Here is a 13,759-nt window from a genome sequence, read left to right on the forward strand (position 1 = left end):
CTGATAGCTGATAGCTGATAGCTGATAGCTGATAGCTGATAGCTGATAGCTGATAGCTGATAGCTGATAGCTGATAGTTGATAGCTGATAGCTGATAGCTGATAGCTGATAGCTGATAGCTGATAGCTGATTTTGGAGGTTCTATGTCTGATCTGGTTTTTTCTGATTCGTTTATCGACGGTGACTTTTATTCTACGAGCCAGCGTTTTAGTGTAGATAACCCCGCAACCGCTGAGGTAATTACTCAGGTTTCTGATATTGATGAAGCCGGGGTTGAGCAGGCTTTAAAAAGTGCTGACGAGGCATTTAGCAAACTAAAGCAAACAACTGCAACCGAACGTAGTGAAACGCTGCGCCGATGGTATGAGTTGGTTATTGAGCACAAGCAACAGCTTGCTGAGTTAATGACTAAAGAGCAGGGTAAGCCTTTAAAAGAAGCCTTGGGCGAAGTGGAATACGGTGCTGGCTTTATTAAATGGTTTAGTGAAGAGGCAAAGCGTAGTTATGGCGACACAATTCCTGCTACCGACAGTAAGCATCGTTTAACAACGATAAAGCAACCAATTGGTGTGGTGGCTGGTATTACACCTTGGAATTTCCCGATTGCCATGATCACCCGTAAAGTTGCACCCGCTTATGCCGCGGGTTGTAGTTTTGTGATTAAACCTTCGGAGCATACGCCATTATGCGCTATTGCCTTAGCCTACCTTGCTGATAAAGCAGGATTTGTAAAAGGAGCGCTGAACGTGGTGGTCTCTGAAAACGCAAAAATGGTGGGTGAGATCATGACCGAGTCGGAGCGTGTTCGTAAGTTCACATTCACAGGCTCAACCGGTGTAGGTAAGCAGTTACTATCGCAGTGTGCCTCAACAATTAAACAAACGTCAATGGAGCTTGGCGGCAATGCCCCGTTCATTATCTTTGATAATGCCGATTTAGATGAAGCTGTTGCTGGCCTAATGGGGGCTAAATTCAGAAACGCAGGGCAAACTTGTGTTGCCGCTAACCGAATTTTTGTTCAGGGCTCAGTGCTTGAAACTGTGCTTGAAAAACTCACTGACAAAGTAGCTGAGTTAAAGGTAGGTGATGGTCTTGATGACGGGGTAGATATCGGCCCATTAATTTACCCTAAAGCAAAAGAGAAAGTTCAAACGCTTGTGCAGGATGCGGTTGATAAAGGGGCGTCGTTAATCGGTGATAACAGCGAGCTTGAGGGTAGCTTTCAAGCGCCATTAATTTTAACTGATGTGACCCCAGAGATGGATATCTATCATGATGAAGTGTTTGGCCCTGTAGTCAGCATAATCGCCTTTGATGACGAGCAAGAAGTACTTCAACTTGCGAACGACGTACCTTACGGTTTAGCTGCGTATTTTTATAGTGAAAACATCAAGCAAGTTTATCGCGTAAGCGAAGCACTTGAATACGGCATGATAGGTATTAACGAAGGTCTTATCTCAAACCCCGTAGCGCCATTTGGCGGCGTTAAACAGTCTGGCTTAGGTCGAGAAGGCGGTCACCAAGGGTTAGACGAGTATCTAGAAGAGAAGTATCTTTGTGTTAAGGTTTGAGCCGTCAGCCGTCAGCCGTCAGCCGTCAGCCGTCAGCCGTCAGCCGTCAGACTGATAGCTGATAGCTGATAGCTGATAGCTGATAGCTAAATCCTCACCTTTATTTTTCATAAAATGATAGCGCTGTCATTTTAGTTTTTATATGATAGGAACGAATTATTAACAAAAATGAAAAATAGTACGCAGAAATACCGTACACTCAGGGCTTAAACGAGGAGAAAGTAATGGATTTTAAGAAGTCACTATTCGCGGTAATGCTAGCGACTGCGCCTTTAATGGCTAGTGCAGCATTAACTCAATCGCAAGTTGATCAGTTTGCGAAAGGTACCGAACTGCTGTTTTCGGTAGAAGATAACTTTCGTAATAAAGATGCGGGCTTTTTAGGAAAAATTACCCTCAACAATGGCTCTGATGTGGCGTTACCTGCAGGCGAGAGCGACTGGCAGCTTTATATTCACTCAGTTCGTAAAATCTCAACCGAGCATGTCGCGGGCCTAAACATTGAACACGTTAATGGTGACCTTCATCGCATCGTACCAACGAGCTCGTTTAAAGGTTTAGGTGCAGGTGAAAGTTTAGAGTTGCCGTTTGATGCGCAAGTATGGATTGTAGCTTACAGTGACTTTATGCCACGGGCATTTTTTGTTTCGGGGAAGAATAAACCAGCCGTATTTGCCAACACCGACACTGAAGACTTTAAACAGTTTGTGACGCCATTTACCCGTGAAAATCAGTTACGCCGTTACAATGAGCCAAAAGATTTATCGGTTTTAGCAACGGCAAAAGTACGTTTCGAGCGTAATAGCACTGATAAGGTGTCGGTTAGTAAAGAGGATGCTTTAAAGCGTATTATCCCTAAGCCTCGTAAAGTCGATTTTAATCGAGGTAGCGCGACGCTAAACAATAATTGGCAAATCAGTTATCAAGGCCAGCTGAAACACGAAGTTATGGTGTTTATGCAAGACTTACAAGATGACTATGGCATTAGCCTTAAAGCACAGCCTGATCATATCAATGTTGGCAAAGACAAAGTAATACGCTTAAAAGTCGACCCTAAACTCAATAATGCAAAAGCAGAAAGCTACACCCTAGAGATTGATGATGAAGTGATCACTATCGTAGGTAGCGATAACGCAGGTGTGTTTTATGCGATGCAAAGCTTATTGAACCTCATTCCTGCAAATAGCCAAGGCAGTGCCAGTTTACCGCAGTTAGAACTTGAAGACTCACCGCGTTATGGTTGGCGTGGTATGCATTACGATAATGGTCGTAACTATCATGGCAAAGAAGCAATGTTCAAGCTGGTTGAGCAAATGGCTCGCTATAAAATGAATAAGCTACACTGGCACTTTTCAGAAGATGAAGGCTGGCGACTTGAGATCCCAGGCTTACCAGAGCTCACTGACGTTGGCGGTTATCGCTGCTTTGATTTAGAAGAGCGCGAGTGTTTATTAACTCAGCTTGGCACTGGGCCATTTAAATCGGGCTCAGGTAATGGTTATCTGAAACGTGATGAGTTTGTTGAGCTATTAAAGTTTGCGAAAGACCGCCACATTCAAATCATCCCTGAAGTTGAAGGCCCTGGCCATGCACGTGCCTCAATCAAAGCGATGGAAGCACGTTATCACAACATGTTAGAAGAAGCTGAGAAAGCCGCTAAAAACAACATTAAAACGCGCTCTGCAAACAAAGAAATTCAACACATAGATATGGGGCCGGCAACGCAATACTTGCTTACTGATCCAAAAGATACCTCTGTGTACATGACGGTACAAAACTACAAAGATAACTCGATGAATGTGTGTATGGACTCTACCTACGCATTTTTAGATAAAGTAACTTATGAACTTCAGCAGATGTATCGCGAAGCAGGTGTGCAGTTAAAGAACCTGCATATTGGTGGCGATGAAGTCGGTGCTGGTTCGTGGATAGGCTCACCAATCTGTCAGGCATTATTTGCCGACCCTAATAACGGTGTAGCTGGCCCCGCTGATTTAAAACCTTATTTCACACAACGTGTTGCAACCTTACTTGAAAAACGCGGTATTTCTCCGGGTATTTGGGAAGATGGCATCATGTATGACCGCGAAAATTCGTTTAAACGTGATGAGTTCCCTAACAAAACTTTTACCGTTAATACTTGGGATAACATTTGGGAATGGGGCGTTGCCGATAGAGCATACCGCCTAGCAAATGCCGGTTATCAAGTGGTGTTATCACACGGTACGCATTTGTACTTTGACCACCCATACGAAGCAAGCCCTGAAGAGCGTGGTTATTACTGGGCCACTCGTTACACAGATACGAAAAAAGCCTTTAATTACATGCCTGATGACGTGTATGCCAATGCCGATTACACCCGTACTCGTGAGCCAATCGTTAATTTAGAAGCGTTGGTGGGCCGCCCACTACCTAAACTTGAAAAGCCTGAAAATATTCTAGGTATGCAAGGTCAGGTATGGTCAGAAACAATCCGTACTGAAGAGCAAGTATTAGCAATGATCTTCCCGCGTATTTTGTCAGTGGCAGAGCGCGCATGGCACAAAGCTGATTGGGAAGGCGAAAGTGTCGATAGTAAAAAACAAGCAAAAGACTGGGCTGAGTTCTCAAGTGCTGTAGGCTTAAAAGAGCTTGATAAGTTAGCTAAAGATGGCATCGAGCTGCATTTACCAGTACCGGGCGGTGTGATTGAAAATGGTAAGTTGTATGCCAATAGCGCATTTGCATATTTGAGCATTGAGTACAGCCTAGATAACGGCCAAAGCTGGCAAACTTATGCCGAGCCTGTGAAGGTTGATAACAATGCAAAAGTTGCACTACGCACCCGCTTAAACGCAAAACAAACCAGTCGCGTGACCGTTGTTGGTGAGTAATGTTTCTGCGATAAATAAATATGATGCCTACAGCAAAGCGTAGGCGTCATTTTTGCTTGGCGCGTCTTACATTCAACACCGTTCGCTCAAAACTGATAGCTGAAAGCTGACGGCTAATCCAAATTCATCGCGCGAAATAAATTTCACGCCTACGGTGTCTAAAAGAAATATGTCAGCGCTGTCATTTTTGTTGCGATAGTGTTATAAATATTTAATATCTCTTTTATATAATCATCTGAATCAGCAGCGCCGTAGAGTCGAACTGTGCTGTTATGGGAAATATTATGTCTGAAATGAATAAACAAAGCAGTGTTGTGCCTATGGCGATTGTTGCCACGCTGTTTTTTATACTGGGTTTTGCTACATGGTTAAATGGTTCACTGATGCCATTTTTACAGCAGATTTTGCAGCTTTCACCGTTTCAGGCATCGCTGATTATTTTCTCGTTTTATATCGCCGTGACTTTTACGGCTTTACCTTCGGCGATGATCATCAGAAAGGTAGGTTATAAAAACGGTATGGCGCTGGGTATGGCGACCATGATGGTGGCAGGTTTACTGTTTATTCCTGCTGCAAAAACGCAAATTTTTGCACTGTTTTTATTCGCTCAACTTGTTATGGGAGCCGGGCAAACGTTATTACAAACAGCGGTTAACCCATACGTAGTAAGAATCGGCCCAGAAGAATCAGCCGCGGCTCGCGTTAGTATTATGGGTATATTAAATAAAGGTGCAGGTGTTGTTGCGCCGATTGTGTTTACCGCACTGATACTCAGTGATTTTAAAGGCTTTGTAGGTAAAGAGCTTAGCCAAACTGATATTGATGCAATGGCCAATGGCTTAATATTACCGTATTTAGGGATGGCTATTTTTATTGGTATACTCGGCTTTGCGGTAACTAAAATGCCTTTACCAGAGCTAATTGATGACGACGTTGATGAACAAAAACCGGGGCAGGTAAAAGAAGCGCTAAGCCATCCGAGCCTTGCCTTAGGGATTGTGGCACTTTTTGTTTATGTAGCTGTTGAAGTTATCGCAGGTGATACCATTGGTAGCTTTGCGCTGTCGTTAGGTGTTGAAAAATATAGTGTTATGACATCGTACACCATGGGTTGTATGGTGCTAGGTTACTTTTTAGGGATTTTGCTTATCCCACGAGTGTTATCGCAGCAAACAGCGCTAACTATTTCAGCGGTATTGGGTTGTGTGTTAACGCTAGCGATAGTTACAGGTAGCAATGAAACTGTATTTATATCAACATTATTTGGCCTAAAATCGGTACTGCCTGATACCTTATTGCTCATTGCTGTGCTAGGCTTTGCTAATGCCATTGTTTGGCCTGCAGTTTGGCCGTTAGCATTATCTGGTTTAGGCAAGCTAACTAGTGTAGGCTCTGGTTTGCTCGTTATGGGTATAGCCGGTGGAGCGTTTGGTCCATTATTTTGGGGCTTAGCAAGTGGCGGCGTAAAAAGCGCAGAAGCACAACAAATGGCTTATATTGTGATGTTGCCTTGTTATTTATTCATACTTTTCTATGCTGTTAAAGGCCACAAGATGAAAAGTTGGAAGTAATTATGAGTTTGAGGTCGGGTGTAAAGCACACAACCTTGAACTTTGAAAAGTATTTCTAGTAAATAGAAATAATCCCGTGTGTAATGCCACCGAAAGGTGGCATTTTTTTGTTTGGGGTTTGAAAAGTTAGGCGCTAGGTATTAGGGGGCTAGGCATTAGGCGCTAGGTATAAGGCGCTAGGTATTAGGGGATAGGCTCTAGGTGCTAGGCTTTCGCGTGAAATAAATTTCACGCCTACAATATTTCACACCTCGCAGCTCTCGTTCGTAGAAACGGCTTTAGCCGTGAATTATCTTAGAGACTTCGGCACTAGAGTACTTCCTACATCGTAGGCGTCACGCTTGCTTGGCGCGTCTTACATTCAACACCTATCTGAAGGGGGAATGTATTGCGATCAAACAACACAGTTCGGCTCAAAACTAACAGGTGAAAGCTGACGGCTTTTTGAATTGAAAACAGGTGTTAAAGAAAAATCTTGAAATCCAAAATAAAAAATATTTAAGAAAATATAGGGATTTACAAAGGGGGAAAAGTGGGGCGACTGATGGGGCTTGAACCCACGACAACCGGAATCACAATCCGGGGCTCTACCAACTGAGCTACAGCCGCCACTGAGATACACCTCGTTTGGTGTGGCGCGCATATTACATAATTAAGGTTGGCTTGTGAAGCCCTAAATTGAAAAAAGTAGAAAAAACTTATTTACCTCAGAAAATTCAGAAAACCATCACTGGTCAGCTCGCGTTCAGTTTCGCAGATTAGACTTGCGACTTTTGTAATTGAGCAAATACTCATTTCGTAGTTTTATGCGTAATTTAATGATTTTTTAACCAAAGATCATATATAATTTGTACAGCGTGACGCTACAAATGAACTTCAGGAGAGAACATGGATACAATAATGAACTGGATCAACGAGAATTCAGGTTTAATCATACATTACGCCGTTCAGGCGGTTCTAGCGCTAATCATTTTCTTTATCGGTGGTCGCATCGCTAAATTCTGCGAAGGCTTAACTGAAAAAGCATTTGATAAAAAGAAAGTCGATAAAGCTGTAGGTTCATTTGTTGCTAGTATTGTCTATGCAATTGTATTTGCTGCAACAATCTTAATGGCACTATCTCAATTAGGTATTGAAACTACTTCATTCATTGCTATTTTAGGTGCGGCTGGTTTAGCAGTAGGTTTAGCACTTCAAGGTTCACTATCTAACTTTGCATCAGGTGTTTTAATCATCTTACTTCGTCCTTTCAAATCAGGTGACTATGTAGAAGCAGGTGGTAAAGCGGGTACAGTTAAGAAAATCGAAATTTTCTCTACAGAATTACGTACACCAGATAACAAAGTAATTATCATGCCCAACTCATCAATTATGGGCAGCCCAATTACAAACTTCTCTCGTGAATCAACTCGTCGTATCGATTTAGTAATCGGTGTTGGTTACGATGCAGATCTTAAAGAAGCAAAAGCAGTTCTTAAATCAGTTTTAGATAAAGAAGAGCGCTTATTAAAAGACCCAGCATACACAGTAGCGGTATCTGAGCTTGCAGATTCAAGCGTAAACTTTGTGGTTCGCCCTTGGGTTAACTCAGCTGATTACTGGCCAACGTATTTTGATTTAATGGAAAACATTAAGATCGCACTAGACGATGCCAACATCACAATCCCATTCCCGCAAATGGATGTTCATTTGCACAAAGAAGACTAATAAGTCTAACGTACAAGTAGTAAAGGTTATTTTTTAATGAAATTAAAAGCATTATCAATTCTAGTTGCAGCAAGCGCTGCAACTAGCGCATTCGCAGCAGATGAAACCAAAACTTGGGATGTAACCAGTGAATTAGGTGCTATCGTAACAAGCGGTAACACTGAAACAACCACACTTAAAGGTGGTATCAAGGTATTACATAACCTAGAAAACTGGAATAACGAGTACAAGTTAGACGGCATCTACAAAGAAGATGAGATCGAAAACGACCAAGGTGTAAAAGAAACACAGCGTACCAACGAAAAGTACTCAATTTCAGCGCAAGGTAACTATAAATTAAACGAAAAGCACTCACACTTATTCATCTACGGTTCGCACGTATCTGATTACTTTGGTGCATATCGTAATGAATCAGTAATCTCAGCGGGTTATGGTTTACGTTTAATCGACCGCTCTGATATGTGGTTAAACGCAGAAATCGGTCCGGGTTATAAGTACTTCCAATATCCAGACGACAGCACTGAAGTTGATGACAACGGTGACTCACTTGCCGGTGAGCGCGAAGGTGAAGCAATCGCACTAGGTAAAGTAGATTACAACTGGCAGATTTCAGACAGTGCACGTTTTACTCAGTTAGTATCAGTTGAATATGGTGATACCAACACTAAAACACGTTCAGAGTCTGCAATCCTTGCTAAGATCAACGGTTCACTACAAATGAAAGTAGCTTACAACATCACTCACAACTCAGATGTTGCCGATGATAAAGAAAACACAGATACAGAAACGTCACTAACGCTAGTTTACAGTTTTTAACTAAATAAATCGTTTTGTTGACAATTTAATGACAAAAAGGGACGAAAGTCCCTTTTTTATTTCTGTAATTTTCAGGTAGAATAGACAATCTTTTTGACTGTAGAACTATGGATATCCCTACCTGTGATGTTATTTAAAAGACTCTTCATTACTTTTTTGCTGTTAACTTCCGCATCAGTATTGGCTTTTACTCCTACAGCCGCACAAATCGAACAATTTAAAAAGCTTCCTAGAGCGCAGCAAGAGGCACTAGCAAGGCAGTATGGTGTAGATTTATCGACGATTACAGGTAAGAAATCTTCAACCGACCAAATTGAACAAGAATCAACAATACAACCTCGTTTAGAACAAGAAAAAGAACAATTAACAGATGAAGAGCGCTTTGCTCCAAAAGTTGATGAAGTAAAGCCTTTTGGTTATGACTTGTTTGCTGGTGAGCCAACATCATTTATGCCAAGTGAAAATGCGGCAGTTCCTGATACCTACTTAATTGGTCGTGGAGATACACTTAACATCAACTTTTACGGTAAAGAAAGCGAGAGCTATGAAGTTGTTGTTGACCGCGAAGGGCGTATCAGCATTCCAAACTTAAGTCCTGTTCAAGTGGCGGGTCTGACTTTTGCAGAAGTCAAAGAGTTAATCAAAGCAAAAGTTGAACAAGAAGTAATTGGTATTAAAGCATTTGTTTCAGTAGGTAAACTTCGTAGCATTCGTGTGCTAGTGCTTGGTGAAGCGTACAAACCGGGTAGTTATTCTGTTTCATCACTGACTACCGTATCGCATGCACTATTTGTTAGTGGTGGGGTATCTGATATTGCTTCACTACGTAATATTCAAGTTAAACGTGCGGGTAAGGTTGTTGCAAACTTTGACTTGTATGATCTATTAATCAACGGTGATAGCAGCAACGATATTATTTTAAAGCCTGGCGATGTGGTGTTTATCCCATCAGTTGGCTCACAAGTCGCTGTTGAAGGCTTAGTAAAACGCCCTGCTATTTTTGAGCTAAAAAAAGGTGAAACAGCAGCACAGTTATTAAAAATGGCGGGTGGTTTAAAGCCGCAAGCTTACGCTAAAAAAGCAATTGTTGAACGCTTCAATAACAATAATATGAAAGAAGTGTTATCAGTAGACTTTAGCGGTAATCAAATTAATTATACCCCTCGTGATGGGGATCGTATTCGTTTTAACCCTGTAAGCTTTCAATATCAAAACAGTATTAGCTTAATTGGTGCTGTTGCTCGTCCTGGCCATTATCAGTGGCATCAAGGAAAACACATCTCAGACATTCTAACTTCGGTGCGTGGTGACTTGCTGCCTCAGGCTGACTTAGGATACGGATTGCTTGTTCGTGAAGTTAATGTAGCAGGCGATATTAAAGTTTTTCAATTTGATATAGCACAAGCGATTGTTAAGGCTGCAGAGCATGATTTAGAGTTAAAAGCTAACGATAAGCTTTTTGTATTTAGCCGTTATCAAGAAAAGCAAGCTGAAGAAACTGCACTTGCAAATATGGCGCTTACAGAAGCGCAGCAAGAGCAGCAGTATAAAGTAAAACAATGGCATCAATACCAGCAAAGAGAGTTTGAAAAATACATCGGTGTTACAGGCTCATCAACAGGACTAAAGTCAAAAGAAGACAGAACTAAATCGATTGCAGATATTGCCAAGCACAATTTAACTGACGATGAAGAGCTACTTGAGACAAAAGATTATGCAGTTTTCAGTCGTTTTAATCTATTAAAGCCAATTATTTCTAAACTAAAGCAGCAGGCTACAGTCACTATGGCAATGCAGCTTGTAGAAATAAATGGCCATGTAACTTACCCAGGTGTTTATCCTCTTACAGTTAATGGCGAAGTAAACGATTTGATAGCCGCCGCCGGTGGTTTACTTGAGTCTGCTTATACTGAGCAAGCTGAAATAACCCGTGTAATGGATGGCGACGCATCAAAAGTTAAACATATAAAATTTAACCTGCAAGCTGCCATGTTAGGTAGTAATGGTGAAAATATCGCATTACGTAGTAAAGATAGTATTAATATCTTCTCTATTCCTAATTGGCAAGAAAACGTAAAGGTAGAGCTTAAAGGCGAAGTGAAATTCCCTGGGGTTTACACTATTCGTCGCGGTGAAACATTAAGCAACTTACTAGAACGTGCTGGCGGTTTTTCTGAATTTGCCGCGCCAAATGCTGCTATTTTTACTCGCGAAGCAATTCGCAAACAAGAGCAACAGCAATTAGCAAAACTTTCGGAAGATTTGCGTCGTGATATTGCATCAAAAAGCTTTGAAAACTCTGTAAGTAGTAACAGTCTTTCTTATGATGAAATGAATAAGCTATTGAATGATCTGGCTAACGTTGAAGCTGTGGGACGATTGGTTATTGATTTACCAATGATTGTAGAAGATAAACAAAGGCTTGTTCTGCAAAATGGTGATGCGCTTTATGTACCAAGTAAACGTGATTCAATCAGTGTAATTGGTGAGGTTAACTACGCAACCTCACACTTATTCCAGCAAGGTATTACGGTAGACGATTACATTGATCTTAGTGGCGGCTTAAAAGAGCGCGCAGCAGATGAACGAATCTATATCATCAAAGCTAACGGCTCAGTGAAAATCCCAAGTACAGGCAGCTGGTTTGCAGTTAATGACACAAACACGCTTGAAGCCGGCGATACCATCGTAGTGCCAATGAACTCAGATTACATGGACAACCTAACTCTGTGGAGCACTGCGACACAGATTGTTTATCAGTTAGGTGTAGCAGTTGCTGCTATTAGTAGTATATAAAGCCTATTTTTACAGAGATTAAAATGTCTAGTTTAAATCATAATATGAAAGTCGAAAATTCATCTGAAGATGTTGACTTAAAAAAAGTTTTTAATGTCTTTTTTAGGTACAAATGGCTGATTTCATCAATAACTTTAGTAGCAGCTTTAATTTCAGTAGTATTTGCTATTAACCAGCCAAATATTTATAAATCGACTACTTTAATTATGCCTGCTGAGCAAGAGAGTAAAGGAGGGCTGTCCTCTCTCGCTAGTCAATTTGGCGGACTTGCTAGTTTGGCAGGAATGAATATTCCATCACAATCAAATAAATCAAAGATAGCTGTAGAAATACTTAGGTCGCGCCTATTCATATCAAAATTTATAAATAAACATAACTTATTACCTGATTTGATAGCTGCAGAATTTTGGGATTTAGGTAGTAATAAGTTGAGTTATAACCCAGATTTATATGATGCTGAGATGAAAAAGTGGGTGAGGGAAGTGCAGCTTCCATTTACGCCTAAGCCTACAGATCAAGAAGCTTATAAAAGTTTTTTAGAGAAGCTAAGTATTATAGAAAACATTGAAACTGGCATGATCACTATTTCATTTGATCATATTTCACCTTATTTTGCTAAAAATATTCTCGATTTACTAATAGAGGATATCAATAATGAAATGAAAAAGAAGGATATTGAGGAAGCTAAAAAGAGTATCGCATTTCTAGAAGAGCAAATACGCAAAACAAGTGTTTCAGATATAAAGTCAATTTTCTATAACCTAATTGAAGAGCAAACTAAAACTATAATGTTTGCCGAAGTAAGAAAAGAATATGTTTTTAAGGTAATTGATCCTGCAATTGTTCCAGAATTAAAAGATAGACCCAAAAGGGCATTAATTTGTATTTTTGGCACTTTGCTTGGGTTTATGCTGAGTCTTTTGATTGTCTTTTTCTTGTCGAATATAAAAGGCATCTATTCAAAGTGATAGTAGTATTTGGCCTGAAACGCTATGAACAACTATAAATTTTACTTATGAATCTAAGAACTATAACTCAATACTCACTAGGACCTGTCGGTTCTGCGTTCCTTGGATTTGTAACTTTACCTCTGATTACATGGCATTTCAGTTCAGAAGATGTTGGAAGGCTGAGCATGCTATTTATAGTACAGAGTTTTGCTGTACTTTTTTTTTCCATAGGTTTAGATCAATCTTACATTCGTTATTATTACTCCTCAAAAGATGTAGGTCAATTATTTAAAGATTGTATTACACCAGGCATTATCTTATTTATAATTACGTCTTTAACATTATATCTATTTGATCCCACTCTGATATCTTACATTTTGTTTGGGATTGAGGATTCAACATTAACTTTAATGACTTTAGCATGTATTTTGGTCGTTTACTTACAAAGGTTTATATCTTTAATTGTACGAATGCAGGAAAATGCATTATTGTTTTCCTTAAGTCAATTCTTACCTAAAGTATTCTTTCTATGTTACTTTTTCATTATAATTTTATTTGAAGAAGGCTCAGGTTTTATATATTTGCTATTAGGTCAGCTTATTTCGAACCTATTAATTCTTTTATATTTATTGTATGGAAATAAAGAGGGAATTTATAAATCGATATTGATAAAGTTTTCTATTAAAAGATTTTCAGAGTATTTTAGTTACGGGTTGCCTTTAACTATTGGTGCTATAGCTTATTGGGGGCTTACTGCTACAGATAAGTTTTTTTTAAGAGCTTACTCATCATTAAATGAGTTAGGCATCTACTCTGTTGCTATAAGTTTCTCTACTGCAGCAATAATTTTCCAGAAAGTATTTACAACAATATGGACTCCATACGTTTATAAGACTATAAACGGCGGGCATGATGATAATGAAATTAGGAATATAAATAAGTATGTGGTTTTATTTGTTGCAGTTATAATTTCACTGCTCGGTATGGCAAGTTGGGTAATTGATTATATACTGCCAAATGAATATTCTTTGGTGAAATATTTAGTAATACCTTGCATGTTAGCCCCATTATTTTATGTGCTTTCAGAAACAACAGTGATTGGACTTAATATAGTAAAAAAGACTAATTACTCAATGTTAGCATCAATTTTTGCTTTTGCTATTAATTTTATAGGTAACTTTTTCTTAGTGAAAAAATTCGGTGCATATGGAGCTGCGATTAGTACAGCAACTTCATTTTGGGTATTCCTTGTTCTTCGAACTGAGTTGTCATGTTATTTTTGGAAGAGTATACCGAGGGTAAGGTTATATATATTAACCTTATTTCTTTTGGTAGCATCAATAGTAACAATAATATTATCAAGTAAAGTTATAGTGTTAATTTGGGTTTTTTTATCACTAGCAGTAGTAACCCTTTTCTATAAGGATTTTTTGTTCATGTTATCAACTATAAAAAAAGCAAAAGTATAGAGGCTT

General features: G+C 39.7%; 8 protein-coding genes and 1 tRNA gene. 8 read left to right on the top strand and 1 reads right to left on the bottom strand.

Features of this window, described 5'->3' with window-relative positions:
* The first annotated feature begins 143 nt into the window (after positions 1–143).
* From EXT43_RS13975 to EXT43_RS13985, 3 genes are all read left to right on the top strand, one after another.
* A complete protein-coding gene (locus EXT43_RS13975) occupies positions 144–1,571 on the top strand; it encodes an NAD-dependent succinate-semialdehyde dehydrogenase (RefSeq protein ID WP_130167234.1) in 1,428 nt (475 codons plus the stop codon).
* A 224-nt stretch (positions 1,572–1,795) separates the two neighbouring features.
* Positions 1,796–4,444 carry a family 20 glycosylhydrolase gene (locus EXT43_RS13980; protein WP_130167235.1) on the top strand — a complete coding sequence of 883 codons (2,649 nt, stop codon included), beginning with the start codon at positions 1,796–1,798 and terminating at the stop codon, positions 4,442–4,444.
* 284 nt (positions 4,445–4,728) lie between these two features.
* Entirely contained in the window at positions 4,729–6,015 is a 1,287-nt protein-coding gene (locus EXT43_RS13985) for a sugar MFS transporter (protein WP_095209730.1), read from the top strand.
* 533 nt (positions 6,016–6,548) lie between these two features.
* On the opposite strand, the gene EXT43_RS13990 is transcribed toward EXT43_RS13985, so the two are convergent.
* Positions 6,549–6,624, bottom strand: a tRNA-His gene (locus EXT43_RS13990).
* 279 nt (positions 6,625–6,903) lie between these two features.
* Between EXT43_RS13990 and EXT43_RS13995 the strand changes: the two genes are divergently transcribed.
* The 5 genes from EXT43_RS13995 (at position 6,904) to EXT43_RS14015 (ending at position 13,753) form a co-directional block, all read left to right on the top strand.
* The gene (locus tag EXT43_RS13995; protein WP_054563554.1) at positions 6,904–7,722 is read left to right on the top strand and encodes a mechanosensitive ion channel domain-containing protein; all 819 of its coding nucleotides are present in this window, start codon (positions 6,904–6,906) and stop codon (positions 7,720–7,722) included.
* 36 nt (positions 7,723–7,758) lie between these two features.
* Positions 7,759–8,538, top strand: a complete 780-nt coding sequence (locus EXT43_RS14000) for a DUF481 domain-containing protein (RefSeq protein WP_063529616.1) — start codon at positions 7,759–7,761, stop codon at positions 8,536–8,538.
* A gap of 126 nt (positions 8,539–8,664) precedes the next feature.
* Entirely contained in the window at positions 8,665–11,334 is a 2,670-nt protein-coding gene (locus tag EXT43_RS14005; protein ID WP_130167248.1) for an SLBB domain-containing protein, read from the top strand.
* A gap of 23 nt (positions 11,335–11,357) precedes the next feature.
* Positions 11,358–12,302 (top strand): Wzz/FepE/Etk N-terminal domain-containing protein, encoded by a 945-nt coding sequence (locus tag EXT43_RS14010; RefSeq protein WP_130167236.1) that lies wholly within the window; start codon positions 11,358–11,360, stop codon positions 12,300–12,302.
* 47 nt (positions 12,303–12,349) lie between these two features.
* Positions 12,350–13,753, top strand: a complete 1,404-nt coding sequence (locus tag EXT43_RS14015) for an oligosaccharide flippase family protein (RefSeq protein WP_130167237.1) — start codon at positions 12,350–12,352, stop codon at positions 13,751–13,753.
* Positions 13,754–13,759 lie beyond the last annotated feature (6 nt).

This window comes from Pseudoalteromonas sp. CO109Y (assembly GCF_004208935.1).
GTDB lineage: Bacteria > Pseudomonadota > Gammaproteobacteria > Enterobacterales > Alteromonadaceae > Pseudoalteromonas > Pseudoalteromonas shioyasakiensis.

What these genes read in the sequence shown, in the direction of transcription:
- EXT43_RS13975 (WP_130167234.1), top strand. Translation starts at nt 144, where the DNA reads ATGTCTGATCTGGTTTTTTCTGATTCGTTTATCGACGGTGACTTTTAT.
- EXT43_RS13980 (WP_130167235.1), top strand. Translation starts at nt 1,796, where the DNA reads ATGGATTTTAAGAAGTCACTATTCGCGGTAATGCTAGCGACTGCGCCT.
- EXT43_RS13985 (WP_095209730.1), top strand. Translation starts at nt 4,729, where the DNA reads ATGTCTGAAATGAATAAACAAAGCAGTGTTGTGCCTATGGCGATTGTT.
- EXT43_RS13995 (WP_054563554.1), top strand. Translation starts at nt 6,904, where the DNA reads ATGGATACAATAATGAACTGGATCAACGAGAATTCAGGTTTAATCATA.
- EXT43_RS14000 (WP_063529616.1), top strand. Translation starts at nt 7,759, where the DNA reads ATGAAATTAAAAGCATTATCAATTCTAGTTGCAGCAAGCGCTGCAACT.
- EXT43_RS14005 (WP_130167248.1), top strand. Translation starts at nt 8,665, where the DNA reads ATGTTATTTAAAAGACTCTTCATTACTTTTTTGCTGTTAACTTCCGCA.
- EXT43_RS14010 (WP_130167236.1), top strand. Translation starts at nt 11,358, where the DNA reads ATGTCTAGTTTAAATCATAATATGAAAGTCGAAAATTCATCTGAAGAT.
- EXT43_RS14015 (WP_130167237.1), top strand. Translation starts at nt 12,350, where the DNA reads ATGAATCTAAGAACTATAACTCAATACTCACTAGGACCTGTCGGTTCT.